The sequence below is a fragment of the Actinomycetospora atypica genome (assembly GCF_042653685.1).
In the GTDB taxonomy this organism is placed as follows: domain Bacteria; phylum Actinomycetota; class Actinomycetes; order Mycobacteriales; family Pseudonocardiaceae; genus Actinomycetospora; species Actinomycetospora atypica.
On record NZ_JBHSIV010000029.1, the window covers coordinates 16,985 to 43,055 of the forward strand.

Below are 26,071 nucleotides of genomic sequence, written 5' to 3' on the forward strand. Positions count from 1 at the left end.
GCTCACGGCCCGGCCGGGGCGACGAGGTCGACCACGAACACCGCGTCGTCGTGGGCCTCGGCCGGTGCGGGCAGGCGACGCAGCGGGACGGGACCGGCCGGACGGTCGGTGGTCCGGCGGTAGCGACGCACCGCCGCCACCCGGTAGGCCCGCCGGCACAGGGCGATCGCCTCGCCGTGCTCGGTGCCGGGCGCGAGCTCTCCGTCGAGGTACAGCCCGCCCTCGACGTAGACCCGCCCGTCGAGCGGCTCCGTCCCGGCCCAGTTGAGCGGGAGCAGCCGGCCGCCGGTGTCGAGCACGTCGACCCGGCACGGGTCGCCGCTCCCGTGCTGCAGCAGCGCCGGCATGACGGTGCCGCAGGCGACGACGGTGCCGAGCTCGTCGCCGTCGAAGAAGTCGCGCGCCTCGTCGCGCATCGGGGCGACCAGGCCGGCGCACAGGGCGGGCGCGGCCTCGAGCGTCCCGCCGACCGCCACGCGCGGCAGCTCCCCGGCCCGCAGCAGGTGCGGCGGGAGCTGGACGGTGAGCACCTCCCGGACCCGCAGCCGCCCCGCCCGCCGCCCCGTCCCGTGCTCGGTCCCCATCGCGTCCCCTCCCAGCTCCGCCGACCGCTCGGCGTCCGCAGGCTTGGAGTCCCGCGGGCGCCGATCGGTTCCATCCCCGTTCCCGACGACTCGCCCGTCCCCCCGCCGGGGGACACCGGCGTCCCCCGCAGGACGGTCCCGTCGGTCGACCCTCCCGGGGTGCCGCCGGCGCGATGCTGATCTCGTCAGCACGGGAAACGCCCAGGTCGGAGCGCTCCCCGCGACACCACCGCCCTCCTGGGAGCACGCCATGGACGTCACCCGTCTCGCCGCCTCGCTGGCCGCCGCTGCGGCCATCACGCTCACCGGCGTCGGCGTCGGCGCCGGCACCGCGGTCGCCGCGCCGGTCGACCCCGTCACCCCGGTCACCCCGGTCACGCCCGTGATCCCGGTCCACCCGGTCACGCCGGTGACCCCGTCGCACGGGTCGGGCCACCACGAGTCGCACGCCGGGTCGTCCGCCCCCGCCGACGGCGGCTCCGCCCTGCCCCTGGTCCTCGGCGGGCTGGGGATCGCGGTCGTGGCCGGGGGAGGGGCCTACGCCCTGGCCCGCGGCCACGCCGCCGACCGCGACCGGGAGCGCCGGGTGGCCGGCCCGGGCGTGCAGGTCGTCACCGTGCCGCCGCAGGGGTACGAGGGCCGGGCGTACGAGGGCCGGGCGTACGAGGGCCGGCGCTGATCCGCACGCGTCCCGGAGCGCCCGGGCGGGAACCGAGCGGGCATGACCGTCGACTACGGCCCCCACGGGTCGAGCCTGCGCGACCTCCCCCGCCTGCGCCGCACCCGCCGTCGTCGGGAATCCAGCTGGGACCGCAGCGGCGGCAACGACGACCGCGCGCACGTGGCGCCGGGCGACTCGGTGACGCTGCTCGACGTGGCGGGCGCGGGCGTCGTCACGCACCTCTGGATCACGGTCGCCGGACCGTGGCGGCGGCGGGCCGAGCTGCTGCGGCGGCTGTCGCTGCGGATGTGGTGGGACGGCGAGGAGGACCCGAGCGTGGCCGTGCCGCTGGGGGACTTCTTCGGGGTCGGGCACGGGCGCACCACGAACTTCGTGTCGGCGCCGCTGCAGATGAGCCCCCAGGACGGGCGGGCGATGAACTGCTGGTTCGCGATGCCGTTCGCCGCGGGCGCCCGGATCGAGGTGCTCAACGAGGCGCCGGGGGAGGTGTGGCTCTACTTCTACGTCGACCACGAGGAGCTCGACACCGTCGGCGACGACGTCGGGCGGTTCCACGCCCAGTGGCGTCGGGAACGCACGAGGGGCGTGCGGCCAGGGCTCCTTAACTCCCGCTACCAGTTCGGGGGGACGAACCTGACCGGCGACGACAACTACACGATCCTCGAGGCGCAGGGCCACGGGCACTACGTGGGCTGCGTGCTCAACGTCCGCCCGCGGCGGCGTCGACGGTGGAACTGGTACGGCGAGGGCGACGACATGATCTTCATCGACGGCGACCGGTGGCCCCCGACCCTGCACGGGACCGGCACCGAGGACTACGTCAACACGGCCTGGTGCCCGACGCAGCCCTACTCCGCGCCGTACCACGGGGTGACGCTCGCGGGCGGCCGGAACTGGCGCGGGCCGGTGTCGCTCTACCGGTTCCACGTGGAGGACCCGGTGGTGTTCGAGCGCGACATCCGCGTGACGATCGAGCACGGCCACGCGAACCGGCGCAGCGACGACTGGTCGTCGGTGGCGTACTGGTACCAGGCCGAGCCGCACGTCCCCTTCGGGCTCGCCCCGGTCGCGGAGCGCCGGCCGTGACGGGGCACTGGGTGTGGGTGGTCGGCCCCGACTGCTACCTCGACGACGACGGCGGCGAGCACCCGAAGCTGGCCCCGGGCGCGGAGCGGATGCGCTGGGCCTGCCACCGCGACACCCGGCGCGGCGACCTCGCGGTGCTCTACCGCTCGCGCCGGGCCAAGGACGTCGCCTACCTGCTCCGGGTGACCTCCGACGCCGTGCACGAGGACGTCCCCGCCCGCCCGTGGAACTGCGAGGCCGAGGTGGTCGAGCGGTTCGACCCGCCGGTGCCGCTGGCCGACCTGCGGGCCGACCCGGTCACCGCGACGTGGCCCGCGCTGCGCGCGTCGTTCGTCCGTACCGGGGCGCCGGTGCCCGACGAGGTCTGGGAGCGGCTGATGGAGCTGGCCCGGTGACCGACCGGGTCCGGCTGTCGAAGCGCATGTCGCGGGCCCTGCGCCACGACCCGGCGCGGCTCGGCATCACCCTCGACGACGAGGGCTGGACCCCGCTCGACGCGCTCCTGCGCGGGCTGTCCGCCCCGGGCCACCCGATCACCCGCGCCGACGTCGAGGACGTCGTCGCGCACGGGAGCAAGCAGCGCTACGAGCTCGACGGCGACCGCATCCGCGCCCGCTACGGCCACTCCGTCGGGCGGGTCGAGCTGCCCGTCGCCGACCCTCCCGCGGTGCTCTTCCACGGCACCGCGCCCGCGACGGCGGACGCGATCGCCGCCGAGGGGCTGCGGCCGATGGGGCGGGCGTTCGTCCATCTCTCCAGCGACCCGGAGACCGCGCACCGGGTGGGCGCCCGCCACGGCGGGCGGCCCGTCGTGCTCACCGTGGCCGCGGCGGAGGCGGCCGCGGCGGGCGTGGTGTTCCGCCACGGCAACGAGGACACCTGGCTCGCCGACGCGGTGCCGCCGGAGTTCATCCGCCGCTGACGTCGGCCCGGCGCTGCTGCTCGGCGAGGAAGTGCGCGGTGTCGGCGGTCCGGGAGTACAGCGCGCGGTGACGTCACCGCCCCGAGGCTAGAGCCCGCCGTGGGAGGCTGGGGCCATGCAGGACGCGGTGACCGAGCACGTCGCAGCAGCCCCGGAGGTGGTCTGGGAGCTCGTCGCCGACGTGACGCAGACCCACCGCTACAGCGAGGAGACCTTCGAGGCCGAGTGGCTCGACGGCGCCACCGGCCCGGCCGTGGGCGTCCGCTTCCGCGGGCACGTCAAGCGCAACGGGCGCGGCCCCACGTACTGGTCCACCTGCCGCATCACCGCGTGCGAGCCCGGCCGGGAGTTCGGCTTCGAGGTCCTCGGGGCGGGTCAGGTGCTGAACACCTGGCACTACGCCTTCCGGCCGTCCGATCGCGGCACCGACGTCACCGAGTCGTTCCGGATGCCCTCGAGCGTCGGCACCCGCGTCTACTGGGCGCTGTTCGGCTGGGCCCGCGGGCGCACGAACCGCGTCAACATGCGCACGACGCTGCGGCGCATCAAGGCCGTCGTCGAGGGCTAGTAGGTCGAGGACGACGGGCGCGCGCCCGGCGGCACGTGCTCGGTCCACCAGTCGGCGACCTGCTGCCGGTGGACCAGCGTGACCTCCGGCTGCCCGGCCACCCACGCGAGGAAGTCGCGCACCGCGGCCGCCCGCGCCGCCTGCCCGCTCCACCGCGGGTGCAGCCCCACCGTCATCAGGCGGGCGCCCGCGCCGTGCCGGGCCTCGTCGAGCAGGAACGCCGCCGCGCCGGTGAGCGTCTCGGTGAAGTGCCGCGGTGTCGCGTAGGTGGGCGGCAGGAAGTAGCGCGTGTCGTTGTGGACCTTCGAGTACGGCACGACGAGCCACGGGGCACCGTCGACGTCGGTCCAGTAGGGCAGCTCGTCGTTGACCGAGTCGCTGTCGTAGCTCAGGTCGGGATGCGCGGCGGCGAGCCGGCGGGTGCGCACCGAGGGGAACGACCGCACGTACCAGCCGCGCACGGGCCGCCCGACCAGCTCGGGCAGCACCCGCATCGCGTGCTCGAGGTCCTCGCGCTCCTCGTCCTCGCTCATCTGCGTCACCTCGGCCCACCGGTACCCGTGGCCGAGGACGTCGTGGTCGCTGTCGCGCAGCCACGCTGCGAACGGCGGGTTGCGCTCCAGCGCCCGCGCGCAGACGCCGAACGTCACGGGGACACCGAACCGCTCGACCAGCCGGACGAGACGCCAGATGCCCACCCGGGAGCCGAACTCGTAGTGCCCCTCGGTCCCGAGGTCGCGGATCGACGGGTCGATCGGCAGCGCGTACTCGCCCCAGCTGTCGTTGCCCTCGCCGTCGGGCCACGCCGCCTCGGCGCCCTCCTCGACGTTCACGACGACGTTGACCGCCACCAGCGACCCGTCGGGCCACCGCTGCAGGGGCACCTCGCGGGCACGCCCGACGAGGTCGCGCTCCCCCACTAGCCCGTGGCGCCGGCGCGGCGGGCGACGTCCATGACGTACTCGCCGTAGCGGGACTTGGCCTGGGCCCGCCCGAGCTCCAGGGTCTGGTCGGGGGTGATCCACCCCTCGCGCAGGGCGATCTCCTCGAGACAGGCGATGCGCACGCCCTGGCGGTGCTCGAGCACCGAGATGTACTGGCCGGCCTCGATCAGCGAGTCGTGGGTGCCGGTGTCGAGCCAGGCGAAGCCGCGGCCCAGGTCGATCAGGCGAGCCTGGTCGCGGTGCATGTAGGCGAGGTTGAGGTCGGTGATCTCGAGCTCGCCGCGCGCCGAGGGCGTGAGCTGCGAGGCCAGGGAGACCACGTCGTTGTCGTAGAGGTAGAGCCCGGTGATCGCCCGGTTCGACCGCGGCTGCGCGGGCTTCTCCTCGATGGAGACCAGCCGGCCCGAGTCGTCGGCCTCGCCGACGCCGTAGCGCTCGGGGTCGACGACCGGGTAGCCGAACAGGGTGGCGCCCTTGTCGGCCTCCACCTGCGCGACCGCGCGTTGCAGGATCGTCGAGAAGCCCTGGCCGTGGAAGATGTTGTCGCCCAGGACCAGCGCGGCGGAGTCGCCGCCGACGTGGTCGGCGCCGATGAGGAACGCCTCGGCCAGGCCGTTGGGCTCGGCCTGCTCGGCGAAGCTGAACCGGACGCCGAGCTCGGAGCCGTCGCCGAGCAGGCGCTCGAAGGCGGGCAGGTCGACCGGGGTGGAGATGATCAGGATGTCCCGGATGCCGGCGATCATGAGCACCGAGATCGGGTAGTAGATCATCGGCTTGTCGTAGACCGGCAGCAGCTGTTTCGAGACCGCCCGGGTCACCGGGTGCAGTCGGGTGCCGCTGCCCCCCGCGAGCACGATTCCCTTCACCGTTCGTCCCAGCCCTCCGTCGGTGACAGTCGCGGCGGACTCTAGACGGCGGACACGGGGGTCACTCCTTCGAGTGGTGCGGTCAAGAGGCGATAACGATCCGATTGCCGTCACCGACACACGGGGCAGAGCGGACCGCACCGGCGGCGCTCGGACAACCACTCCACACCTGCCCGGGGGACACCTGTGTCTGCACACCGCCGCACTCGCCGTTCCCGCCCCGTCATGGCCCCCGCGGCGTTCGCCGGGATCGCGCTCGCCGCGCTCGCCGCGTCCCCGGGCACCACGGTGGCCGCGACGACGCCGCTGCCGGCGGCCCCCGCGGTGGTCGACGTCGTGCCCGCGGGCACGCCGAGCGCGGCCGACGACGTCCTCTGGTACGGCCTGCTCTCGGGCGCGGCGCTCGCCGGCGCGGCCGGGGCCACCCAGTTCGTCGGGCGGCCCCGCCGGGTCTGACGGATCGCGGGTGGCTCCCCGGGCGGCGCGGACCCGGGGAACCACCGCGCGGTCGTCAGGCGGGGAACGGGATCAGGGCCTCGCGGTGGTGCAGCGGGTAGGGGTCGGGCCCCGCCAGGCGGGCACGGGCCGCGAGGAGCTCCTGGTACTGGGTCCGCGGGTCGACGATGCCGTACTCGGCGCGCGCCTCCTCCGGCTCGCGCACCACCGGCCGCACCGGCGGGATGCCCCGCATCACAGGCTCCAGGATCGGGGCCGTCCGCGGGCTCGCCAGCCGCAGCGCCCACACCTGCAGCCACGTGCTCGCGGCGATGAGGCGCACGAAGGGCCGCGCCGTGGCGATGGCGATCCGGTCGGTGAGCCCGGACTGCGTGGTGGCGCCGAGCTTGCGCATCCAGCGGGGCATCGTCGCGATGATCGCCCGTCGGGTCACGGCGTTGAACAGGATCCGCACGGGGGCGGGGACCCCGTCGGGCAGGACGATCGAGTTCGCGTCGAGCAGGAAGTCCATCATGTCCTGGGCGACCTCGGAGCCGACCAGCCGCGGCCGGTAGGCGGCGAAGTAGGCCCGGATGCCCTCGCGGCTGCGCGGCACGTCGGCCGGGTCGATCGTCTGGAACTCCGCGGCCAGGGCGCACTCCTCCCAGTAGCGCGCCTCCTCCTCGGGCTCGAGCTTCCCGGGGCCGAACACCTCGTAGGTGTAGAGGATCGAGTGCCACGCGGTGAGGTGGATCCACAGCTGGGAGGCCGGGTCGTTCGCGTCGTAGCGCCCGCCGGTGACGGGGTCGAGGCCGATCGCCCGGGAGTGGATCTTCATGAGGGTGTCCGAGGCCCGCAGGACCGACTCGGCGTCGCCGAACTTCACCGTCGCGAAGTACTGCATCGTCCGGTCGTAGCGCAGCTTCGGGCGCTGCTTGACCTGCCCGGACTGGTCGACCGAGGCGACGAGGTGGGGGTCGAGCTCCTCGATGACGACCGCCCGCAGGAAGCCCAGCACGAGCGAGGTGGGATAACTCCACACCCGCCACGTGACCGAGTCGGGACCGAAGAACCCGTAGTCCTGATGCCTGCGAACGCCCACAGAGAGCCACCTCCGGTCGCGGATTTTTATGTGCGACTCACGGTAACGCGATACGTCGTGTAACGGCTACCCCCGGTAAGAGGTACATCGCGTCCACGGACGAGCTGCAGGTCAGCGGTTCAGCAGGAGGTCGACGACGGCGACGGAGCCGATCACGACGATGAGGACGCGCAGCAGGGTGGGGGAGAGTCGCCGCCCGATGCGTGCCCCGAGGAGCCCGCCGGCGGTCGACGAGACCGCGAGGATGCCGACCACCCGCCAGTCGACCGGCGCGACGACCGCGTAGATCGCCCCCGCGACGATGTTGACGATCGCGGACAGCACGTTCTTGAAGGCGTTGAGGCGCTGCAGCGGGTCCTCGAGCAGGAGGCCCATGACGCCGACGAGCATGATCCCCTGCGCGGCGGTGAAGTAGCCGCCGTAGATCCCCACCAGGAGGACGAGCGGGTAGAGCAGCCAGGGCCGTCCCGACGGGGCCGCGTCCCGCGTCCTCAGCCGCCGGGTCAGCAGCGGCTGGACCGCCACGAGGACGACCGAGAGCGCCACCAGCACCGGGACGATCGTCTCGAAGGCGTCGGCCGGCAGGGAGAGCAGCAGCACCGTCCCGCCGATCGCGCCCACGAAGGACGCGATCCCGTAGCGGACGAGGCGCCGACGCTGGCCGACCAGCTCGTGGCGGTACCCGACCGCCCCGGTGACCGAGCCGGTGATCAGCCCGATCGCGTTGGAGGTCGTCGCCGTCACCGGCGGGAAGCCGAGCGCGACGAGGACCGGGAAGGTCACCAGCGTCCCGGACCCGACGACCGTGTTGATCGTGCCCGCCCAGAGCCCGGCGACGGCGATGAGGACGATCTCCCACCAGGCCACGGCGGGACCCTACGGTCAGCGGTAGTTGGTGAACTGCAGCGCGATCTCGAAGTCGTTGCCCTTGAGCAGGGAGATGACGGCCTGCAGGTCGTCCTTCTTCTTGCCGGTGACCCGCAGCTGGTCGTCCTGGAGCTGGGCCTGGATGCCCTTGGGGCCCTCGTCGCGGATGAGCTTGGAGATCTCCTTGCCCTTCTCCTTGGAGATCCCCTGCACCAGGGTCCCGGTGACCTTGTAGGTCTTGCCGGAGACCGCCGGCTCGCCGACCTCGAAGGCCTTCAGCGAGATGTCGCGGCGGATCAGCTTCTCCTTGAAGACGTCGATCGCCGCGGTGCAGCGCTCCTCGGTCTCCGAGGTGATGGTGATCGCCTCCTCCCCGGCCCAGGCGATCGAGGTGCCGGTGCCGCGGAAGTCGTAGCGCTGGGCGAGCTCCTTGGCGGCCTGGTTGAGGGCGTTGTCGACCTCCTGGCGGTCGACCTTGCTGACGACGTCGAACGACGGGTTGGCCACGGATCTCCTCCTCGAGCGGGCTGCCTGCCGTGTCCGGTCTACACCCACCCCCGGGTGCGCCCCGGCGGGACACCGGCTTGTATATTTTCTCCTCGCCGTCCTCGACGGTGACATCCCGGCGGGTTGCCCGAGCGGCCAATGGGAGCGGACTGTAAATCCGTCGCGAAAGCTTCGAAGGTTCGAATCCTTCACCCGCCACAGCACGACCCACCACGGCCCGTCGTCCCCGGAATCTCCGGGGAGGCGGGCCGTCGTCATGCGCACCGGAACGTCGCCGAGAAGGCGCGCGCTCGTGACACCGCGTGGCCGATAACTCTTGTAATGTCCGCCTCGTCGGTCGTGCCCCCCGCGGCCGGCCCGGCCCCGGGAGCACACCCCCCAGTGTTCCCGGGGCCACCCCGGCGTGCAGCGCACCTACACGGCGTCGCGGCCCATCTCGCCGGTCCGCACGCGCAGCACCGCGTCCACGGCGCGCACCGTGAGCTGGCCGTCGGAGCCCGCGAGGTTGGCGCGGATCTGCTCGACGAGGCGTTCGACGAGGTCGTCGTCGACCACCGTCTCGATCCGCAGCCGCGGCACCAGGTCGATCGGCACCCGCACGCCCTTGCGCACCACGTAGTGCCCGGGCTCGACGGCGTTGACCTCGGAGATCGTCATCCCGAGCACGGCGTGCCGCTCGCAGGCGCGGCGGACGTCGTCGAGCGCGTGTGGCCTGACCAGCGCCGTCACCAGCTTCACGCCCGGTCCCCCTCCGCCCCGAGGCCCCGGCGGGCCGTCGAGGGCCCCACGCTAGGCGCCCGACGACGGCCCTGCGAGGCTCGGCGGCGTGTCCGGTCAGACCGTCCTCGTCCTCGGTGGCCGCAGCGAGATCGGCGTCGCGCTGGCCCGTCGCCTCGTCGCCGACGGGCGGGCCGCCACGGTGGTGCTCGCCGCGCGCCGGTCGCACGACCTCGCCGCCGAGACCGCGGCCCTCGGCGCCACCCGGGTGGCGACCGTCGAGTTCGACGCCGACGACGTCGCCGGCCACGCGGCGGTCCTCGACGAGGTGGAGCGCGCGCACGGCGTGCCCGACGTCGTCGTCGTGGCGTTCGGCGTCCTCGGCGACCAGGCGCGGGCGGAGACCGATGCCGAGCACGCGGTCGCCGTGGTCCACACCGACTACGCCGCGCAGGTCGGGGTGCTCACCCGGGTCGCGACGAGGATGCGTGCCCGCGGGTCGGGGGAGATCGTCGTGTTCTCCTCGATCGCGGGCTGGCGCGTGCGGCGCGCCAACTACGTCTACGGCTCGGCGAAGGCCGGCCTCGACGGGTTCGCCTCCGGCCTGGCCGACGCGCTGCGCGGGTCCGGGGTGCACCTGACGCTGGTGCGGCCCGGGTTCGTCGTCGGCCGGATGACGGCCGACTCCGGCCTCTCCCCGGCGCCGCTGTCCTCGACCCCGACCCAGGTGGCCGACGCGGTCGCGGACGGGCTCGCCCGGGGTCGCGACGTGGTGTGGGTGCCGGCGACGCTGCGGCTGCTCGCGCTGGTGATGCGGGTGCTGCCGGGCCCGGTGTGGCGGCGGATGCCGCGGTAGGGCCCGGGCGAGCGTGGCGGCTCCCTGACGTCCGGTGTCAGCGATGTGCCGCCGCTGACACGCGGGCCCCGGGCGAGCGTGGCGCATCCCTGACGTCGGGGTCAGCGATGTGCCACCGCTGCCACGGGGCCCGACCCCGTCAGGACCGGTGCGTGATCCGGTCCGAGGCGCCCGGGGCGAGGTGGAAGCCCTTCGTCGGGACGTCGCCGAGGGCCTCGTCGATCGCGGTGAGGGTGTCGGGCGTGAGCTCGATCCCGGCCGCCTTCGCGTTCGCGTGCACCTGCTCGGGTCGCGAGGCGCCGATGATCGCCGAGGCGAGCTCGGGACGGCGCAGCACCCAGGCCAGGGCGAGCTCGGGCATGGTGAGGCCCGCGCCCTCGGCGACTGGGCGCAGGCGCTGGACGGCCTCGAGGGTGCGGTCGGTCAGCTTCTGCTTGATGAAGCCGTTCATCTCGTCGGACGCGGCGCGCGAGTCGACCGGGACCGCCTCGCCCGGGAGGTACTTCCCGGTGAGCACGCCCTCGGCCAGCGGCGACCAGACGATCTGGGAGATGTCGTGCTCGCGGCACACGTCGAACACGCCGTCCTCGGGCGACTGCCAGAGCATCGAGTACTGCGGCTGGGACGACACGAACGTCACGTCCGACGGCGCGGCCTCGAGGCCGGCCCGGATCTGGTTGGGCGTCCACTCGCTGAACCCGAGGTAGCGCGCCTTGCCCGCGCGGACCACCTCGGCGAGCGCCTCCATCGTGTCCTCGATCGGCACGCGGGCGTCGAAGCGGTGGCACTGGTAGAGGTCGACGTGGTCGGTCCGCAGCCGCTGCAGCGACGCGTCGATCTGCTTCGCGATCTGGTCGGGCGACAGTCCGGAGTCGGTGTCCGACATCGGGAAGTAGACCTTGGTGGCGAGGACGTACTCGTCGCGGCGGTAGTCGGCGAGGATCTCGCCCCAGGCGGTCTCGGACGCGCCGCGGCCGTAGACGTTCGCGGTGTCGAAGAAGGTGATGCCGGCCTCGAAGGCGGCGCGGGTGCAGGCGGCCGTCGCGTCCGCCTCCACTCCTCCGGAGTAGGTCAGCCAGGAACCGAGGGAGATCTCGGACACCTGCAGGTCGGATGAGCCCAGCTTGCGGAATCGCACACGCCCGACGGTACGGTCCGACGCCGCCCGGGGCTGACCGGCGACGCCATGCTGCCATTGGACGGACGCGACGACCCGTTCGTCGCAGTCGGGCGGCCGCTGACCTCAACGTTCTGATACATGGGTGTGAACTCTGTCCTCCTGCCCTGGGAGAGGGACGTCTCGTCCGTCAGGATGGGGCGGTCCACGGCGGACGGTGACCACCCCGCCGACCACCCACTCGTCCGGAGGCTCCGAGGCGTGACCCTGTTGACCGCTCCGCTCCGCCCGTTGGCCGACGTCCTCGACCTCACCTCCGAGGCCGTCGTGGCCCTGGGCACCCTCTCCGTCGGCGCGCTGAGCCTGCTGCTCGCCTCCGACGACCGCGGCGACTACCCGCCGCTGCACTCCGTCGAGCGCCCCCGCACCTGAGTCCGCGCGAGCGACCCACCGCCGCCCGCCCCGCGACCGCACCGGTCGCCGGGCGGGCGTCGTCGTCTCAGTCCCGCCCGCGGGTGCGGGTGGCCCGCTTCGGGGCCGGCTTCGGGCGCCGGCCGCCGGTGCGCCGTCCCGACGATGCCGTTCCCGACGATGCCGCGGGCGCGTCCGGGGCGGGCGTGCCGCCCTCGTAGGACGGGAGCGACCGACGGGCGGACCGCCGGGGACGCCGGGACGGGCGCGAGTCGTCGTCGAGCCCGGACGGCGGGTCCCAGCGGTCGAGGAACGCGCAGAGCACCGGCCAGAGGCGGTCGCGCGACGCCCGGCCGCAGACCACCCCGAGGTGCCCGCCGGGCGCGGTGGTCAGCTGGGCGTCGGCCGACGACAGCACCGTCGACCCGGCCCGCACGGCCCGCGGCGGCACCACCACGTCGTCCTCGCCGGCCACGAGCAGCACCGGGCGCTCCAGGTTGCCGAGGTCGACCGACCGCCCGCCCACGCGGATGCGGCCGTGGGCGAGGTCGCTGCCCTCGAGCATCGCGTGGAACGAGGCGCCGACCAGCTCGGCCTGCTCCCCGATGAGGGCCCGGAGGTCGTCCACGGCCTCGAGCTGGGCGAGGAAGTCCCGGTCGGCGAGGTGCGAGACCACCGTGAGCGGCGCGGTCAGCAGCGCCCCGACCGAGCCCGCCGACAGGAACGGCGGCACCCCGGGCGGCGTCGGCAGCAGGCCCAGCAGCGTCTGCACGGTGGCGAGGACCGGCCCGCCGGCCGCGAGGGCGAGGGGCCGCATCGGCGCGCGCTCGGGCACGTGGTCGAGGGAGAACGGCGTGGCGAGCGCGGTGATCGAGGCGATCGGCAGCCCGGGGTCGTCCGCGGCGGTCAGCAGGGCGGCGAGCCCGCCGATCGACCAGCCCACGACGTGCACGGGGGCGCCGTCGTGATGGTCGGAGACCGTGCGCACCACGTGCGGGAGGATGTCGTCGACCCAGCGGGTGAGGTCGGCGGGCGACGCCGGCATCGGCGGCCCGTGGCCCACCAGGTCCTCGTCGTCGACCTGGTGCACGTGGCGGCCCTCGCCCACCAGGTGCTCGACGAGGCTGCAGCCCCGGCGCAGGTCGAACGCCACCCCGCACGCCCCGAGCGGTGACACGAGCAGCACCGGGGCGCCCCGGAGCCGGGAGGTCGGGTGCACCGCGTAGCGGTAGGTGCTCACCTGGCCGGCCCGGGCGAGACCGTGCGCGCGCCCGAGATCCCAGGCGGAGGCGTCGTCGGGCCCGGTGTCGATCGCGACGCGGGGCATCCGGCGCAGGTCGGCCAGGGGACCCTCGATCACGCGGTCGCGGACGTTGGTGAGCGCCCGCGCGACCGTGCCCGGAGTGATCATCGTCAGTGTCCCCTCGCCGCCGGTCGGGTGGATCGTGCCATCGACCGCCCGGGTCATGCCTGGTGGAGGACCCCGGAGGAGCGCAGCTTCTCCACCCGGTCGGCGTCGAGTCCCCACGCGGAGAGCGCCTCGACGGTGTGCTGGCCGGGGACCGGCGGCGTCGTCGGGGCCGCGCTGGGCGTGCGGTCGAACCGCGGCGCGGGGGCGGGCTGGCGGACCCCGAAGGCCTCGACGATCGTGCCGCGGGCCGCGATGTGCGGGTGCTCCGCGGCCTCCTCCATCTCCAGCACGGCCGCGACGCACGCCTCGGTGGACTCGAGGTCGGCGGCCCACTCGTCGCGGGTGCGCGTCGCGAACACCTCGCCGAGCCGCGTGGTGAACTCCGGCCAGCGCCGCATGTCCCACTGGTTCGTCGCGATGTCCTCGCCCTCGAGCCCGATCCCGGTCATGAGCGCGGCGTAGAACTGCGGCTCGATCGCGCCGACGGCCACGTAGTTGCCGTCCGAGCAGCGGTAGGTCTCGTAGAACGGGGCGCCGCCGTCGAGCAGGTTGCGCCCGCGCGGGTTCGGCCACATCCCCTGCGCGCGCATGCCGTAGACCATCGCCATCTGCAGGGCGCCGCCGTCGACGATCGCCGCGTCGACCACCTGGCCGCGCCCGCTCGTCGCGCGCTCCACCAGGGCGCCCAGCACCCCGACGACGAGCAGCATGCCGCCGCCGCCGAAGTCGCCGACCACGTTGATCGGGATGGCGGGCGACCCGTCCGGACCCTCCATGTGCCCGACGACGCCCGCCGTGGCCAGGTAGGTGAGGTCGTGCCCGGCGCGCTGCGACTGGGGGCCGTCCTGGCCCCAGCCGGTCATCCGGCCGAACACCAGGCGCGGGTTCCGCTCGTGGCAGACGTCCGGGCCGAACCCGAGGCGCTCGGCCACCCCGGGGCGGAAGCCCTCGAGCAGCACGTCGGCCTCGGCGACGAGGTCGAGCAGCACCTCGACCGCCTCGGGCGACTTCAGGTCGAGCGCCACCGAGCGCCGGCTGCGGTTCAGCACGTCCTTCGACGGGTCGCCCAGCTGCAGACCGCCCTGCTTCGACCGGTCGATGCGCAGCACGTCGGCCCCGAGGTCGGCGAGCACCATCGCCGCGAACGGGCCCGGCCCGATCCCGGCCACCTCGAGCACCTTGACGCCGTCCAGCACACCCATGCGATCCGCTCCCAACCCGTCACGATCCGTCGTCGGGAACCCTAATTGACAGTCAGCCCTGACCGGAAGTACGACCCCGGAAACGAGCGAACGGCACCCTCGCTGCCGTAGAAGCAGCGAGAGTGCCGTTCGCTTCGGTCAGGAGCGCGCGATCAGATCGAGTCGCGCAGGTTCTGACCGTTCTCGGCCTTCTCGACGAGCGAGGCCGGCGGGTTGAACCGGTCGCCGTAGGCCTTGGCGAGGATGCGGGCCCGCTCGACGAAGCCGGACAGGCCGCCCGGGTAGCCGTCGATGTACTGGGCGACGCCGCCGGTCCAGGCCGGGAAGCCGATGCCCATGATCGAGCCGATGTTGGCGTCGGCGATGGTGTGCAGCACGCCCTCGTCGAAGCACTTCACGGTCTCGAGCGCCTCGGCGAAGAGCATCCGCTCCTTCATGTCCTCGAACGGCAGGCCGTCCGAGTCCGTGGCGCCGTGCCACTCGTCCTGCAGGCCCGGCCAGAGCTTCGTGCGCTTGCCGGACTCGTCGTACTCGTAGAACCCGGCGCCCGACGAGCGGCCCTTGCGGCCGAGCTCGACCATCCGGTCGACGATCGGCTCCGACGGGTGCTCGTCCCAGACCCCGCCCGCGGCCTCGACGCCCTTGCGGGTCTCCTGGCGGATCTTCTGCGGCAGCGTGAGCGTCAGCTCGTCCATCAGCTGCAGCGGCGGCGCGGGGTAGCCCGCCTGCGAGCCGGCCTGCTCGATGGCCGCCGGCGACGCGCCCTCGCCCAGCATGGCGATGGCCTCGTTGAGGAACGTCCCGATGACGCGGCTGGTGAAGAACCCGCGGGAGTCCGACACGACGATCGGGGTCTTGCGGATCTGCAGCGCGATGTCGACGGCCTTCGCCAGCGTGGCGTCGGAGGTCTTCTCGCCGCGGATGATCTCCAGGAGCGGCATCTTGTCGACCGGCGAGAAGAAGTGCAGCCCGACGAAGTCCTCGGGCCGCTCGACGCCGGTCGCGAGGTCGGTGATGGGCAGCGTCGAGGTGTTCGAACCGAGCACCGCGTCGGGCGCGAGGTACGGCATGATCTCGGCGAAGACCTGCTTCTTCAGGTCCGGGCTCTCGAACACGGCCTCGATGACGAGGTCGGCGTCCTGCGCGTGGGACGGGTCGTCGGTCGGGGTGATCCGGGCGAGGACCTCGTCGGCCTTCTCCTGGGTCGACTTCCCGCGGGAGACGGCCTTCGTCAGGATCTTCTGCGAGTAGGCGCGGCCCTTCTCGGCGTTCTCCTGCGAGACGTCCTTGAGGACGACCTCGAGGCCCGCCATGGCGCACGAGTACGCGATGCCCGCACCCATCATCCCGGCGCCGAGCACCACGACCTTGCGGGCGGTGTGCTTCTCGTACCCGTCGGGGCGCGACCCGCCCTTGTTGATCTTCTGCAGGTCGAAGAAGAACGCGTTGATCATGTTCGTCGAGACCTGGCCGACGACGAGGTCGGCGAAGTAGCGCGACTCGATCTTCGCGGCGTTGTCGATGTCGACCTGCGAGCCCTCGACGGCCGCGCACATGATGTTGTACGGCGCGGGCATCGGGGCGTTCTTGAGCTGCTTGCGCAGGTTGGCCGGGAAGGCCGGCAGGTTCGCCGCGAACTTCGGCACCGACGGCGTGCCGCCGGGGATCTTGTAACCCTTGACGTCCCAGGGCTGGACGGCCTCGGGGTTGTCCTTGATCCACTGCTTGGCGTTGCCGACGAGCTCCTCGGGCGAGTCGACGACCTCGTCGACGAGCTTCGCCTCGAGCGCGGCACGCGGGTTGCGCTGCTGGCCCTGGAGCAGGACCTGCAGGAGCGCGTCGGCGATGCCGAGCAGGCGCACGGTGCGCACCACGCCGCCGCCGCCGGGCAGCAGGCCGAGGGTGACCTCGGGGAGGCCGATCTTCGAGCCCTTGACGTCGAGGGCGATGCGGCGGTGGGTGGCGAGCGCGATCTCGAGGCCGCCGCCGAGCGCGGCGCCGTTGATCGCGGCCACGACCGGCCGGCCGAGGGTCTCCAGGCGGCGCAGCGCCCCCTTGATGTTCTGCGACTGGTCGTAGATCTTCTGGGCCTCGGACGCGCCGTAGTTGCGCAGGTCCTCGAGGTTGCCGCCGGCGAAGAAGGTCTTCTTCGCGCTGGTGAGCACCACGCCGGTGATCGAGTCCTTCTCGGCCTCGAGCCGGTCGAGGGTCGCCTCGAAGTCGGTGCCGAACCGGGCGTTCATGGTGTTGGCCGAGGCGTCGGGGTCGTCCATCGTCAGCGTGACGATGCCGTCGCCGTCCTGCTCCCACCGGAACATGTTGTCGCTCAAGTACTCGTCCTTCCTCAGTGGTTCCGGGGGATCACACGCGCTCGATGATGGTGGCGACGCCCATGCCGCCACCGATGCACAGCGTGACGAGGGCGCGGCGCAGGTCGCGGCGCTCCAGCTCGTCGACCATCGTGCCCATGATCATCGCGCCGGTGGCGCCGAGCGGGTGGCCCAGCGCGATGGCGCCGCCCATGACGTTGGTGCGCTCGTGCGGGAAGCCCAGGTCCTTCATGAGCTTCATCGGCACGGCGGCGAACGCCTCGTTGATCTCGAGCAGGTCGATGTCGTCGACCGTCAGGCCGGCCTTCGCGAGCACCTTCTGGCAGGCCGGCGTCGGGCCGGTCAGCATGATCGTCGGGTCGGCGCCGGAGACGGCGGTCGCGACGACGCGGGCGCGCGGGGTGAGGCCGTTCTTCTTCCCGGCGGCCTCGCTGCCGACCAGCACCAGGGCGGCGCCGTCGACGATGCCCGAGGAGTTGCCGCCGTGGTGCACGTGGTTGATCTGCTCGACCCAGTGGTACTTCTGCAGCGCCACGGCGTCGAAGCCGCCCATCTCGCCGATCCCGGCGAACGAGGGCTTGAGGCCGCCGAGGCCCTCGATCGTGGTCTCCCGCATGTGCTCGTCGTGGTCGAGGATCGTCAGGCCGTTGCGGTCCTTGACGGGCACGATCGAGCGGTCGAAGGCGCCGTCGGCCCAGGCCTTCGCGGCGCGGGTCTGCGACTCCACCGCGTAGGCGTCGACGTCCTCGCGGGAGAAGCCCTCGATCGTCGCGATGAGGTCGGCGCCGATCCCCTGGGGGGCGAAGCCGGTCGTGAAGTTGGTCTCCGGGTCCATGGCCCAGGGGCCGCCGTCGGAGGCCATCGGCACGCGGGACATCGACTCGACGCCGCCGCCGATGATGAGGTCCTCCCAGCCGGAGGCGACCCGCTGCGCGGACTGGTTCACGGCCTCGAGGCCGGAGGCGCAGAAGCGGTTGAGCTGCACGCCGCCGGTGGTGTCGGGGTAGCCCGCCGCGATGGTGGCGGTCTTGGCGATGTCGCCGCCCTGGTCGCCCACGGGGGAGACGCAGCCGAGGACGACGTCCTCGACGTTCGCCGGGTCGAGCTCCGGGTTGCGCCTGCGCAGCTCGTCGAGCAGGCCGACGACCAGCGACACCGGCTTCACCGAGTGCAGCGAACCGTTCGGCTTGCCCCGCCCGCGCGGGGTGCGGATGGCGTCGTAGATGTATGCCTCGGTCACGGGTGGGAGTCCCTTCGGTACGGCTACTCGGTACTGCTGAGCGCGGCGGACCGCCCGGCGCTCCTGACAGTCATGATGGACTGTTTCTGGCACGTGTCAACGGGTCGGGGCGTGACGTTACCGGCCAGTAGGAGCCCGGCGGACGGTCGGCGGGCCCGGCGCGCCGCAGGAACGGTCAACGTTGACCGCTAGGTGTCCGGTCGGCGACGATCGGGCGCTGCGACCAGCCGACGGGGAGGAGCCGCACCCGCATGACCGCCGGAGACCGGGCGACCGCCGCGCCCCGCACGGAGCGCGAGCCCGCCCCCGCGCGCCGCTCGCGGGAACAGCGCACGTCGGACAGCCGCCTGCGCATCCTCGACGCCGCGGTCGCCTGCCTCGTGGAGTCGGGCTACGCCGGCACCACCACCCTGACGATCCAGGCGCGCGCCGGAGTCTCCCGCGGCCGCCTGCTCCACCACTTCCCGTCGAAGGAGACGCTGCTCGTCGCGGCGGCCCAGCACCTGGCCGCCACCCGGTTCGCGAGCGACGGGCTCGCGGCGGCCGAGCTGCCCGACGACCCGGAGGACCGGATCGACCGGGTGGTCGAGGAGATGTGGACGACGTTCCAGCAGCCCTACTTCTGGGCCTCGGTGGAGCTGTGGACCGCGGCCCGCACCGACCCCGCGCTCGCGGCGGCGCTGCTGCCGGCCGAGCGCCGGCTCGGTGCGGCGATCCGCGGGACCGTCGACGCCGTTTTCGAGGCCCACGGCGACCACCCGAACTACCCGATGGTGCGCGAGATGCTGCTGACGTCCATGCGCGGCGTCGCGCTCACCTACGGCTTCGACCCGCGCGAGGCCGCCACCGATCCGCACGTCGCGCAGTGGAAGCAGCTGACGCGGACCCTGTTGACCTAGCGGTCCGTGCGTGTGTTTCCGTGCTGGGGCACGGAAACGCACGCACACACCGTCAGGTCAACGAGCGCCGGTACGCCTCCGGGGTCCGGCCGATCGCGGCGCGGAAGTCGCGGACGAGGTGCGCCTGGTCGGCGTAGCCCAGCGCGGCCGCCACGTCCGACCACACCACCTCCTCGCCGCCGCGCACCGCCTCGGCGGCCTCGAGCAGCCGGTAGCGCCGCAGTACCCACGTCGGCGAGACCCCGGCGTGGCGGGTGAACAGCCGTTGCAGCGAGCGCGCGCCGATCCCGGCGCGCGCCGCGAGGTCGTCGAGCCGGCGCACCGTGCGGTCGGTCTCGGCGATCCGGGCGACCGCCGCCACCTCCCGCGCCTGCGCGACCCGGGCGGGATCGGCCCTCGCGAGCGCGCCCTCGAGCGCGCCGGCGAGGACGACGACCCGCACCGCCTCCTCGGCGTCGGTCATCTCCCGCACGAGGTCGGTGCCGCACAGCCCGTCGACCACGTCGACGTTCACGGACCGCCCACGCAGCTCGGGGACGTCGACCAGGGCGCCGAACCCGCCGACGGTCGACTTCGCGCCGAGCGTCCATCCGTGGCCGGCGAGCTCGCGGTCGACGAGGTCGGTGTGGATCCCGTACAGTCGGGCCTCCGGCCCGGAGCGCCCGGTCCGGGCGTCGGGGGTGCCGACGGAGAGGTTCAGGGCCGGGTGCTGCAGCACCTCCTGGTGGTGGTTCGCGCCGGGCGGGAGGTCCCAGCGAACGGCCCAGAAGACGTCGACGACACCGTCGAGCGCGGGCGGCGGCGGGTAGCGCGCGAACGCGACCCGCTGCCGCAGCAGCCAGGGGTCGAGGATGCCGCGGCTGTCGCGGTCGACCTGGTCCGGCACGGGGCCATCATCCCCCGCCGGGTGTCGCGAATGTTCAAGCCCGACGACGGGACGCGGGCCCAGGCTGTGCTCCATGAGCGATACCCGGACCCACCTGCACGCCGTGCTCACCGACCTCGCGGACCTCGTCGGGACCGTCCACGACGACGAGTGGCGCGCACCGACCCCCTGCACCGAGTTCGACGTCTCCGCGCTGGTCGACCACGTCACCGGTTGGTCGACCACGTTCGCCGCCGGCTACGCCGACCCGGAGGGCCGGGCGCCGAGCGGGCCGACCCCCGTCGAGGGCGACCGGGACGCGGCGATCCGCGCGGCCGCCGACCGGCTCGACGCCGCGCTCGCCGGGGGAGCGGCGGCCCGACCGCTCTTCCTGGGTGAGGCCGCGATGCCCGGGAAGATGGCGCTGTCGATGATCCTCTGGGAGTACCAGGTGCACGGCTGGGACCTCGCCACCGCGCTCGGGCGCCCGTGGGACCCCGACGAGGAGGGGCTGAAGGCGTCCCTGGAGTTCGCGCCGATGCTGCTCACCGAGGACTACCAGGGCGAGGGGAAGATCTTTGCCCCGCGCGTCCCGGTCCCCGACAGCGCCCCGCCCATGGACCGGCTCGTCGCGATGTCGGGACGTGCGCCCCGGTGAGCGATGTGTGGGGCGTCGCGCCCACACATCGCGCCCGTGCTCGTCAGAGCAACGACTTCAGCGTCTCCAGCTGCGACTTCGTGGCCTCGTGCCCCGGGCGCAACGGCATGATGTTGAGCTGCGTGACCCCGGCGTCGGCGAACTGCTTGATCTGAGCGCGGACCTCGTCCTCGCTGCCGACCAGGGAGACGGCGTGGGCGAGCTCGTCGGGGACCACCGCGGCGGCCTCGTCCTTCTTCCCCGCGAGGTAGAGGTTCTGGATCTCCTCCGCCTCGTCGTGGTAGCCGTAGCGCTGCATCAGCTGGTTGTAGAAGTTCTGGTCCTTCGAGCCCATGCCGCCGACGTAGAGCGCCATCGTGGGCTTCACGTGCTGCAGCAGCTCGCCCGCGCCGTCGCCGACCGCGAAGCCGACCGCCGTCGAGATGCCCAGCGGCCCGAGCTCCGGCGCGCGCTTGGCCTTCCCGGCCTCCAGCGACTCGCCCCACACCTCGTGCGCCTTGCCGGGGTGGAAGAACAGCGGCTCCCACACCTGCACGAGCTCGGCCGCGAGCTGCACGTTCTTCGGCCCGAGGGCGGCGAGGAGCACCGGGATGTCCTCGCGCACCGGGTGGTTGATCAGCTTGAGCGGCTTGCCCAGGCCCGTGCCCTGGTCGGCGGGCAGCGGCACCTGGTAGTAGCGGCCCTCGTACTGGACCTTCTCGCGGCGCCAGACCTGCCGGCAGATGTTGACGATCTCGCGGGTGCGGCCCAGCGGGGCGTCGTACTTGATCCCGTGGAAGCCCTCGATGACCTGCGGGCCGCTCGCGCCGATGCCGAGGGTGAACCGGCCGTCGGAGACGTAGTCGAGCCCGGCCGCGGTCATCGCCGTGAGGGACGGCGTGCGCGTGTAGATCTGGACGATCCCGCTCGCCAGCTCGAGGTTCTCGGTGCGGGCGGCGATGTAGCCGAGCTGGCTCACCGCGTCGAACGTGTACGCCTCGCGCACCGCCACGGCGTCCAGGCCGGCCTGCTCCAGCTCGACGAGCTGGTCGACGGTCTCGCGGAACCCCTCGCCGCTGTAGGCGAGGCTCATCCCGATCTTCACTGTGCTGTCCCTCCAAGGTGTCGCTGAGCCGACGCTCGTGCCTCGCGTCGGCTCAGCCGGCATCGTCGGGTCCTGTGGTCGTGACGGTCAGAGCTGACCGTTCAGGCGAGGACGATCCGCCCGATGATCTCCTTCATGATCTCGGTGGTGCCGCCGTAGATCGTCTGGATCCGGTTGTCGAGGAACGCCTTGGCCACCGGGTACTCCTTCATGTAGCCGTAGCCGCCGTGCAGCTGGAGGCACTGGTCGATGACCTCCTTGGCGGTCTCCGACGCCCAGTACTTCGCCATCGACGCCTCGGCCGGCCCGAGCTTCTTCTCGTTCAGCTCGGTGATGCAGCGGTCGACGAACGCCCGGGTCACCGCGAGCTTCGTCGTCATCTCGGCGATCTTGAAGCGGGTGTTCTGCAGCGAGGCGATCGGCCGGCCGAAGGCCTTGCGGTCCTTGACGTAGGTGATCGTGTCCTCGAGGACCTTCTCCGCGCCGGCCGTCGAGGCGATGGCGATGGAGAGGCGCTCGCGGGGCAGGTTCTGCATCAGGTAGATGAAGCCCTGGCCCTCCTCGCCGATCAGGTTGCTGGCGGGCACCCGGCAGTCGGTGAACGAGAGCTCGGCGGTGTCCTGCGCGGACATGCCGATCTTCTCCAGGTGGCGGCCGCGCTCGAAGCCGGGCGAGTCACGCTCGACGGCGATCAGCGAGAAGCCCTTCGACCCGGCGTCGGGGTCGGTCTTGCAGACCACGAGCACCAGGTCGCTCAGGATGCCGTTGGTGATGAAGGTCTTCGAGCCGTTGATGACCCACTCGTCGCCGTCGCGGACGGCCTTCGTCTGGATGCCCTGCAGGTCGGAGCCGGTGCCGGGCTCCGTCATGGCGATGGCGGTGATCATCTCGCCGGAGCAGAACCGGGGGAGCCAGCGCTCCTTCTGCTCCTCGGTGGTGAGCTCCTTGAGGTAGGGCGTCACCACGTCGTTGGCCAGCGGGAAGCCGAGCCCGGAGAAGCCGCCGCGGGCGATCTCCTCGGAGAGGATCCAGAGGAACGTCAGGTCGTCCGACCCGCCGCCGCCGAAGCGCTCCTCCACGTCGAGGCCCAGCAGGCCCGTCTTGCCGGCCGACAGCCACACCTCGCGGCTGACGTGGCCCTGCTTCTCCCACTCGGCGTGGTACGGCGCGACCTCCTTCTCCAGGAAGTCGCGCACCATCTCCCGGAAGGCGTGGTGTTCGTCGGTGAAGATCGTGCGGTCCACTCCGGGACTCCTCTCGCCGGTACCGGGTCCTGCCACCTCAGCGTCCCCGGACCGACCGGTAACGGTCAACCCTGACTCTTCCGTGTCCCCGGCCGGTGCCGCTAGCGTCGCGCCTCGCGGTGTGTCGGCAGTCACCGATCGCCCGATCTGTCCGATCCCCAGGAGGACCCGTGTCCGCTCCGTTCCGGCTCACCGACGTCGTCCGGGACCACGCCCGCGACCACGGCGACCGCGTCGCCCTCACCGCGGGCAAGCAGACGATGACCTACACCGAGCTCGAGGACCGGTCCGCACGCGTCGCCGGCGGCCTGCGCGACCTCGGGATCGGCGAGGGCGGCCGCGTCGTCTGGATCGGGAAGAACGCGACGCCCTTCTTCGAGCTGCTCTTCGGCGCCGCCGCGATCCGCGCCGCCGTCGCGCCGCTGAACCTGCGCCTCACCCCGGCCGAGCTGATCGACCTCGTGCAGGACGCCGAGGCGGGCCTCGTCGTGCTCGGCCCCGAGTTCGCCGGGCTGCGGGAGAAGCTCTCCGACCGGACCGTCCTCGTCGTCGGGGAGGACTACGAGGGCTGGGTCGACGGCCTGTCCGAGCGCGTGGAGCCCTCGGCGGACACGGCCGACGACGACGCGGTCCTGCAGCTCTACACCTCGGGCACCACCGGGCGGGCCAAGGGCGTGCTGCTCTCCCACGGCAACTTCGCGGCGCTGCTCTCCGTCGGCGGGCACTGGGGGTTCGACGACGAGTCGGTCGGCCTGGTCGCGATGCCGCTGTTCCACATCGGCGGGTCGGGCTTCGCGCTGGTCTGCCTGTCGTTCGGGGCGCGCGTGGTGCTCGTCGCCGACATCGTCCCCGACCAGCTGCTCGAGACCATGGCCACCGAGCGGGTCTCCAACGCCTTCCTCGTCCCGGCCGTCCTGCAGATGCTGTGCGCCGTGCCCGGGGCGGCCGACCGCGACTGGTCCCGCCTGCGCGCCGTCGCCTACGGGGCCTCGCCGATCACCGGCGCGGTGCTCAACAAGGTGCTCTCGACGTTCCAGGCACCGCTCTTCCAGGTCTACGGCGCCACCGAGACCACCGGCGCGATCACCCAGCTCGACCCCGAGGACCACGACCCCGACGGCCCCCGCGCCCACCTCATGCGCTCCGCGGGCAAGGCCTACCCCTGGGTGGAGCTCAAGATCGTCGTGGACGAGCAGGAGGTCGGACCGAACGAGATCGGCGAGGTCTACATCCGCTCCTCGCAGGTGACCGCCGGCTACTGGCACCGCCCCGAGGAGACCGAGAAGGCGCTCACCTCCGACGGGTGGCTCAAGACCGGCGACGGCGGCTACCTCGACGAGGAGGGCTACCTGTTCCTCACCGACCGCATCAAGGACATGATCGTCACGGGCGCGGAGAACGTGTACCCGATCGAGGTCGAGAACGTGGTCGCCCAGCACCCGGCGGTCGCCGACGTCGCCGTGATCGGCGTTCCCGACGAGCGCTGGGGCGAGGCCGTGAAGGCCGTGGTCGTCGCGAACGAGGGCGAGACGATCGACCCCGACGAGCTGCTCGCGTGGACCAAGGAGCGGATCGCCGGCTTCAAGCGCCCTCGCTCGGTCGACGTCGTGGACGCCCTGCCGCGGAACGCGACGGGGAAGATTCTCAAGAAGGACCTCCGCGCCCAGTACGCGGAGAAGTCCTGACGTCGAGGTCCGCGCCACACCCGTCGTCGGGGCCGCACCGACGCAGGCAGGATCGGTCGCGCCCGACCGCCCCCGGAACGAGGAGCTCCGCGATGACCGCGACCACCGGAATGCAGAAGGGCGACCTCGCGGCCGCTCCGGCCGACACGCACGGAGCCATCTCGAAGAAGACCGTCGAGCTCGACGGCGTGAGCGTCACCGAGGTGACCTTCGGGGTGGGCGCGAAGTGGTCGAAGGACCTCAAGCCCGACGTCGGCACCAGCTCGTGCGAGTTGCCGCACGTGGCGCTCGTGCTCTCGGGGACCCTGCACGTGGTCATGGACGACGGGTCCGAGGACGACTTCGGACCGCACAGCGTGATGCTCCTGCCGCCGGGTCACGACGCCTGGAGCGTCGGCGACGAGCCGTGCACCTTCGTCGAGTTCTCCCGCGGCAACGACCTCTACGGCTGATCCCGTGAGCGGGGTCGTGGAGCGGTGGGCCCGGGACACCGCCCGGGCCGCGGTCGGGGTGGCCGGGGCGTTCGCGGGGATGAAGGCGATCGAGGTGCTCCGGCCGCCGGTGATCGCGGGTGACGCCACGGCGCCGGAGAACGACGTGGGCATGAGGGAGCTGCCGCGGGCCTACTTCTTCTCGGCGGGCGCGGTCGTCGCGGCCCCCGCGCTGGGCGGGCCGACGCTGCCGCGGGTGTGCGGCCCGCTCGGGCTCCTCCTCGAGGTCGCGAGCGTCGGGCTGCGGGTCTGGGCGATGCGGACGCTGCAGGGGCACTACGCCCACACGCTCCGGGTGGTCGACGACCAGCCCGTGATCCGTGACGGGCCCTACCGGTACGTGCGGCACCCGGGCTACCTGAGCGTGGTGCTGCTCTGGTTCGGCGCGGCCCTGAGCTCCCGGACCGTCGTCGCGCCGGCGCTGACGCTGACCGCCGTCGGCACGGCCTACCGGCACCGGATGGACGCCGAGGACGCGCTCCTGCGGCGGGAGCTCCCGGGGTACGCGGAGTACGCCGCGACCACGGGCCGCCTGGTGCCACGACCCGGGGGACGCTGACCGAGCCGCTCGGTGCGGAACCGCGTTCATCGGACACGGGCCCGCCGGGGTCGGTTCGTCGGGCGCCGAGCGGAGCGGGCCTTCGTCGGGAACACCGCCATGGAACCGAGTCGTCGGGACCCGGTTCTCGCGCAACCGTCCGGCTCACTCGATGAAGCGGGCGCCGAAGTCGAAGTCGTTGCGGAAGCGGCGTGCGGCGTCACCGAGCTGCTCGGGCGAGGGCACGACGGGCGTCGCGGGCGGCATGCGCGAGGAGGTCGGCTCGCCCGCGGCGGCGAAGAAGCGCTCGAAGCCGCCGGTGTTCACCCCGAGCGTGCGGGCGCGGTGGGACTCCACGCGGAACGAGTGCCGGTGGCCCGCGGGGACGTAGCCGAAGTCGCCGGTGGTGAGCACCCGGTCGATCTTCTCGCCCTCGCCGTCCTCGACCACCACCCGCACCCTGCCGTCGAGCACGTAGAAGATCTCGTGGACGTCCGGGTGGGAGTGCACCGGGACGGCCTGCCCGCGCGGGGCCTCCATCGTGAAGACGCCGAACTGGCCCTGGGTCTCGTCGGCGGAGAGCAGCACGGTGAACAGCTGGTCGAACAAATGAGCCCGCTCGCCGTCGCCGGCCGCCAGGACGTAGGGGACCGGCCGGCCCGGCAGGTCGCTCGCGGCGGGCGTCACGAACTCGGCGGTCATCGTCGTCTCCTGGCGTCGGGGGAGCGCCCAGCCTGCCGCGACCCCGCCCGCCGCGGGC

General features: G+C 73.0%; 29 protein-coding genes and 1 tRNA gene. 14 read left to right on the plus strand and 16 right to left on the minus strand.

The window, feature by feature from the left end; all coding sequences use genetic code 11:
* Nucleotides 1-2: 2 nt before the first annotated feature.
* On the minus strand, nt 3-584 hold the full coding sequence (locus ACFPBZ_RS22325; protein WP_378038315.1) for a hypothetical protein: 582 nt from the start codon (nt 582-584) through the stop codon (nt 3-5).
* A gap of 250 nt (nt 585-834) precedes the next feature.
* On the opposite strand from ACFPBZ_RS22325, the gene ACFPBZ_RS22330 reads away from it, so the two are divergent.
* The 5 genes from ACFPBZ_RS22330 (at nt 835) to ACFPBZ_RS22350 (ending at nt 3,842) form a co-directional block, all read left to right on the plus strand.
* Entirely contained in the window at nt 835-1,263 is a 429-nt protein-coding gene (locus ACFPBZ_RS22330) for a hypothetical protein (protein WP_378038316.1), read from the plus strand.
* A 42-nt stretch (nt 1,264-1,305) separates the two neighbouring features.
* A complete protein-coding gene (locus tag ACFPBZ_RS22335) occupies nt 1,306-2,352 on the plus strand; it encodes a glycoside hydrolase family 172 protein (RefSeq protein ID WP_378038317.1) in 1,047 nt (348 codons plus the stop codon).
* On the plus strand, nt 2,349-2,747 hold the full coding sequence (locus ACFPBZ_RS22340) for an EVE domain-containing protein (RefSeq protein WP_378038318.1): 399 nt from the start codon (nt 2,349-2,351) through the stop codon (nt 2,745-2,747). Before ACFPBZ_RS22335 ends, ACFPBZ_RS22340 begins: the two co-directional genes overlap by 4 nt.
* Nucleotides 2,744-3,274 carry an RNA 2'-phosphotransferase gene (locus ACFPBZ_RS22345; protein WP_378038319.1) on the plus strand — a complete coding sequence of 177 codons (531 nt, stop codon included), beginning with the start codon at nt 2,744-2,746 and terminating at the stop codon, nt 3,272-3,274. Before ACFPBZ_RS22340 ends, ACFPBZ_RS22345 begins: the two co-directional genes overlap by 4 nt.
* Nucleotides 3,275-3,389: 115 nt before the next feature.
* Entirely contained in the window at nt 3,390-3,842 is a 453-nt protein-coding gene (locus ACFPBZ_RS22350; protein ID WP_378038320.1) for an SRPBCC family protein, read from the plus strand.
* Here ACFPBZ_RS22350 and ACFPBZ_RS22355 read toward each other — a convergent pair.
* Nucleotides 3,839-4,762, minus strand: coding sequence for a polysaccharide deacetylase family protein (locus ACFPBZ_RS22355; protein ID WP_378038321.1), 924 nt, complete (start codon nt 4,760-4,762; stop codon nt 3,839-3,841). The two genes, ACFPBZ_RS22350 and ACFPBZ_RS22355, sit on opposite strands and share 4 nt — an antisense overlap.
* Nucleotides 4,762-5,652 carry a glucose-1-phosphate thymidylyltransferase RfbA gene (rfbA, locus tag ACFPBZ_RS22360; protein WP_378038322.1) on the minus strand — a complete coding sequence of 297 codons (891 nt, stop codon included), beginning with the start codon at nt 5,650-5,652 and terminating at the stop codon, nt 4,762-4,764. The genes ACFPBZ_RS22355 and rfbA overlap by 1 nt, the downstream gene beginning before the upstream one ends.
* Nucleotides 5,653-5,877: 225 nt before the next feature.
* On the opposite strand from rfbA, the gene ACFPBZ_RS22365 reads away from it, so the two are divergent.
* A complete protein-coding gene (locus tag ACFPBZ_RS22365) occupies nt 5,878-6,108 on the plus strand; it encodes a hypothetical protein (protein WP_378038323.1) in 231 nt (76 codons plus the stop codon).
* 55 nt (nt 6,109-6,163) lie between these two features.
* Here ACFPBZ_RS22365 and ACFPBZ_RS22370 read toward each other — a convergent pair whose 3' ends face one another.
* The 3 genes from ACFPBZ_RS22370 to ACFPBZ_RS22380 all read right to left on the minus strand — a co-directional run bounded on the left by ACFPBZ_RS22370 (nt 6,164) and on the right by ACFPBZ_RS22380 (nt 8,563).
* Nucleotides 6,164-7,189: an oxygenase MpaB family protein gene (locus tag ACFPBZ_RS22370; RefSeq protein ID WP_378038324.1), complete on the minus strand. Its 1,026-nt coding sequence runs from the start codon at nt 7,187-7,189 to the stop codon at nt 6,164-6,166.
* 111 nt (nt 7,190-7,300) lie between these two features.
* Nucleotides 7,301-8,056: a sulfite exporter TauE/SafE family protein gene (locus ACFPBZ_RS22375; RefSeq protein ID WP_378038325.1), complete on the minus strand. Its 756-nt coding sequence runs from the start codon at nt 8,054-8,056 to the stop codon at nt 7,301-7,303.
* A gap of 15 nt (nt 8,057-8,071) precedes the next feature.
* Entirely contained in the window at nt 8,072-8,563 is a 492-nt protein-coding gene (locus ACFPBZ_RS22380) for a YajQ family cyclic di-GMP-binding protein (RefSeq protein WP_378038326.1), read from the minus strand.
* Between the two features lie 117 nt (nt 8,564-8,680).
* On the opposite strand from ACFPBZ_RS22380, the gene ACFPBZ_RS22385 reads away from it, so the two are divergent.
* Nucleotides 8,681-8,761, plus strand: a tRNA-Tyr gene (locus tag ACFPBZ_RS22385).
* Nucleotides 8,762-8,977: 216 nt separating this feature from the next.
* Here the strand turns inward: ACFPBZ_RS22385 and ACFPBZ_RS22390 are convergent.
* On the minus strand, nt 8,978-9,301 hold the full coding sequence (locus ACFPBZ_RS22390; RefSeq protein ID WP_378038327.1) for a P-II family nitrogen regulator: 324 nt from the start codon (nt 9,299-9,301) through the stop codon (nt 8,978-8,980).
* Nucleotides 9,302-9,389: 88 nt separating this feature from the next.
* On the opposite strand from ACFPBZ_RS22390, the gene ACFPBZ_RS22395 reads away from it, so the two are divergent.
* Nucleotides 9,390-10,136: an SDR family NAD(P)-dependent oxidoreductase gene (locus ACFPBZ_RS22395; RefSeq protein ID WP_378038328.1), complete on the plus strand. Its 747-nt coding sequence runs from the start codon at nt 9,390-9,392 to the stop codon at nt 10,134-10,136.
* A 139-nt stretch (nt 10,137-10,275) separates the two neighbouring features.
* Here ACFPBZ_RS22395 and ACFPBZ_RS22400 read toward each other — a convergent pair whose 3' ends face one another.
* Nucleotides 10,276-11,274 (minus strand): aldo/keto reductase family protein, encoded by a 999-nt coding sequence (locus ACFPBZ_RS22400; RefSeq protein WP_378038329.1) that lies wholly within the window; start codon nt 11,272-11,274, stop codon nt 10,276-10,278.
* Nucleotides 11,275-11,514: 240 nt separating this feature from the next.
* On the opposite strand from ACFPBZ_RS22400, the gene ACFPBZ_RS22405 reads away from it, so the two are divergent.
* Nucleotides 11,515-11,685, plus strand: coding sequence for a hypothetical protein (locus ACFPBZ_RS22405; RefSeq protein ID WP_378038330.1), 171 nt, complete (start codon nt 11,515-11,517; stop codon nt 11,683-11,685).
* 67 nt (nt 11,686-11,752) lie between these two features.
* Here ACFPBZ_RS22405 and ACFPBZ_RS22410 read toward each other — a convergent pair whose 3' ends face one another.
* From ACFPBZ_RS22410 to ACFPBZ_RS22425, 4 genes are all read right to left on the minus strand, one after another.
* A complete protein-coding gene (locus ACFPBZ_RS22410; RefSeq protein WP_378038331.1) occupies nt 11,753-13,132 on the minus strand; it encodes an alpha/beta fold hydrolase in 1,380 nt (459 codons plus the stop codon).
* Nucleotides 13,129-14,277 (minus strand): CaiB/BaiF CoA transferase family protein, encoded by a 1,149-nt coding sequence (locus ACFPBZ_RS22415; RefSeq protein WP_378038332.1) that lies wholly within the window; start codon nt 14,275-14,277, stop codon nt 13,129-13,131. The genes ACFPBZ_RS22410 and ACFPBZ_RS22415 overlap by 4 nt, the downstream gene beginning before the upstream one ends.
* A gap of 152 nt (nt 14,278-14,429) precedes the next feature.
* Nucleotides 14,430-16,595, minus strand: a complete 2,166-nt coding sequence (locus ACFPBZ_RS22420) for a 3-hydroxyacyl-CoA dehydrogenase NAD-binding domain-containing protein (RefSeq protein WP_378038377.1) — start codon at nt 16,593-16,595, stop codon at nt 14,430-14,432.
* 43 nt (nt 16,596-16,638) lie between these two features.
* Nucleotides 16,639-17,847: an acetyl-CoA C-acetyltransferase gene (locus ACFPBZ_RS22425; protein ID WP_378038333.1), complete on the minus strand. Its 1,209-nt coding sequence runs from the start codon at nt 17,845-17,847 to the stop codon at nt 16,639-16,641.
* A 251-nt stretch (nt 17,848-18,098) separates the two neighbouring features.
* On the opposite strand from ACFPBZ_RS22425, the gene ACFPBZ_RS22430 reads away from it, so the two are divergent.
* Nucleotides 18,099-18,746, plus strand: a complete 648-nt coding sequence (locus ACFPBZ_RS22430) for a TetR/AcrR family transcriptional regulator (protein ID WP_378038334.1) — start codon at nt 18,099-18,101, stop codon at nt 18,744-18,746.
* Nucleotides 18,747-18,798: 52 nt separating this feature from the next.
* On the opposite strand, the gene ACFPBZ_RS22435 is transcribed toward ACFPBZ_RS22430, so the two are convergent.
* Nucleotides 18,799-19,632, minus strand: a complete 834-nt coding sequence (locus tag ACFPBZ_RS22435; protein WP_378038335.1) for a helix-turn-helix domain-containing protein — start codon at nt 19,630-19,632, stop codon at nt 18,799-18,801.
* 73 nt (nt 19,633-19,705) lie between these two features.
* Here ACFPBZ_RS22435 and ACFPBZ_RS22440 point away from each other — a divergent pair, with 73 nt between their 5' ends.
* A complete protein-coding gene (locus ACFPBZ_RS22440) occupies nt 19,706-20,269 on the plus strand; it encodes a TIGR03086 family metal-binding protein (RefSeq protein WP_378038336.1) in 564 nt (187 codons plus the stop codon).
* Nucleotides 20,270-20,312: 43 nt separating this feature from the next.
* Here ACFPBZ_RS22440 and ACFPBZ_RS22445 read toward each other — a convergent pair whose 3' ends face one another.
* Complete coding sequence (locus ACFPBZ_RS22445; RefSeq protein WP_378038337.1) at nt 20,313-21,353, minus strand: LLM class F420-dependent oxidoreductase; 1,041 nt, start codon at nt 21,351-21,353, stop codon at nt 20,313-20,315.
* A gap of 101 nt (nt 21,354-21,454) precedes the next feature.
* Entirely contained in the window at nt 21,455-22,597 is a 1,143-nt protein-coding gene (locus ACFPBZ_RS22450; protein WP_378038338.1) for an acyl-CoA dehydrogenase family protein, read from the minus strand.
* 170 nt (nt 22,598-22,767) lie between these two features.
* On the opposite strand from ACFPBZ_RS22450, the gene ACFPBZ_RS22455 reads away from it, so the two are divergent.
* From ACFPBZ_RS22455 to ACFPBZ_RS22465, 3 genes are all read left to right on the plus strand, one after another.
* Nucleotides 22,768-24,282: a long-chain-fatty-acid--CoA ligase gene (locus ACFPBZ_RS22455; RefSeq protein WP_378038339.1), complete on the plus strand. Its 1,515-nt coding sequence runs from the start codon at nt 22,768-22,770 to the stop codon at nt 24,280-24,282.
* Nucleotides 24,283-24,374: 92 nt separating this feature from the next.
* Nucleotides 24,375-24,734 carry a cupin domain-containing protein gene (locus tag ACFPBZ_RS22460; RefSeq protein WP_378038340.1) on the plus strand — a complete coding sequence of 120 codons (360 nt, stop codon included), beginning with the start codon at nt 24,375-24,377 and terminating at the stop codon, nt 24,732-24,734.
* A 4-nt stretch (nt 24,735-24,738) separates the two neighbouring features.
* On the plus strand, nt 24,739-25,332 hold the full coding sequence (locus ACFPBZ_RS22465) for a methyltransferase family protein (RefSeq protein WP_378038341.1): 594 nt from the start codon (nt 24,739-24,741) through the stop codon (nt 25,330-25,332).
* Nucleotides 25,333-25,476: 144 nt separating this feature from the next.
* Here the strand turns inward: ACFPBZ_RS22465 and ACFPBZ_RS22470 are convergent, their stop codons facing one another.
* Nucleotides 25,477-26,013, minus strand: coding sequence for a quercetin 2,3-dioxygenase (locus ACFPBZ_RS22470; RefSeq protein ID WP_378038342.1), 537 nt, complete (start codon nt 26,011-26,013; stop codon nt 25,477-25,479).
* Nucleotides 26,014-26,071 lie beyond the last annotated feature (58 nt).

Excerpts from the sequence above, each read along its gene's own strand:
- ACFPBZ_RS22325 (WP_378038315.1), bottom strand. The coding sequence starts at position 584 with ATGGGGACCGAGCACGGGACGGGGCGGCGGGCGGGGCGGCTGCGGGTC.
- ACFPBZ_RS22330 (WP_378038316.1), top strand. The coding sequence starts at position 835 with ATGGACGTCACCCGTCTCGCCGCCTCGCTGGCCGCCGCTGCGGCCATC.
- ACFPBZ_RS22335 (WP_378038317.1), top strand. The coding sequence starts at position 1,306 with ATGACCGTCGACTACGGCCCCCACGGGTCGAGCCTGCGCGACCTCCCC.
- ACFPBZ_RS22350 (WP_378038320.1), top strand. The coding sequence starts at position 3,390 with ATGCAGGACGCGGTGACCGAGCACGTCGCAGCAGCCCCGGAGGTGGTC.
- ACFPBZ_RS22365 (WP_378038323.1), top strand. The coding sequence starts at position 5,878 with ATGGCCCCCGCGGCGTTCGCCGGGATCGCGCTCGCCGCGCTCGCCGCG.
- ACFPBZ_RS22410 (WP_378038331.1), bottom strand. The coding sequence starts at position 13,132 with ATGACCCGGGCGGTCGATGGCACGATCCACCCGACCGGCGGCGAGGGG.
- ACFPBZ_RS22415 (WP_378038332.1), bottom strand. The coding sequence starts at position 14,277 with ATGGGTGTGCTGGACGGCGTCAAGGTGCTCGAGGTGGCCGGGATCGGG.
- ACFPBZ_RS22420 (WP_378038377.1), bottom strand. The coding sequence starts at position 16,595 with ATGTTCCGGTGGGAGCAGGACGGCGACGGCATCGTCACGCTGACGATG.
- ACFPBZ_RS22430 (WP_378038334.1), top strand. The coding sequence starts at position 18,099 with ATGACCGCCGGAGACCGGGCGACCGCCGCGCCCCGCACGGAGCGCGAG.
- ACFPBZ_RS22440 (WP_378038336.1), top strand. The coding sequence starts at position 19,706 with ATGAGCGATACCCGGACCCACCTGCACGCCGTGCTCACCGACCTCGCG.
- ACFPBZ_RS22460 (WP_378038340.1), top strand. The coding sequence starts at position 24,375 with ATGACCGCGACCACCGGAATGCAGAAGGGCGACCTCGCGGCCGCTCCG.
- ACFPBZ_RS22470 (WP_378038342.1), bottom strand. The coding sequence starts at position 26,013 with ATGACCGCCGAGTTCGTGACGCCCGCCGCGAGCGACCTGCCGGGCCGG.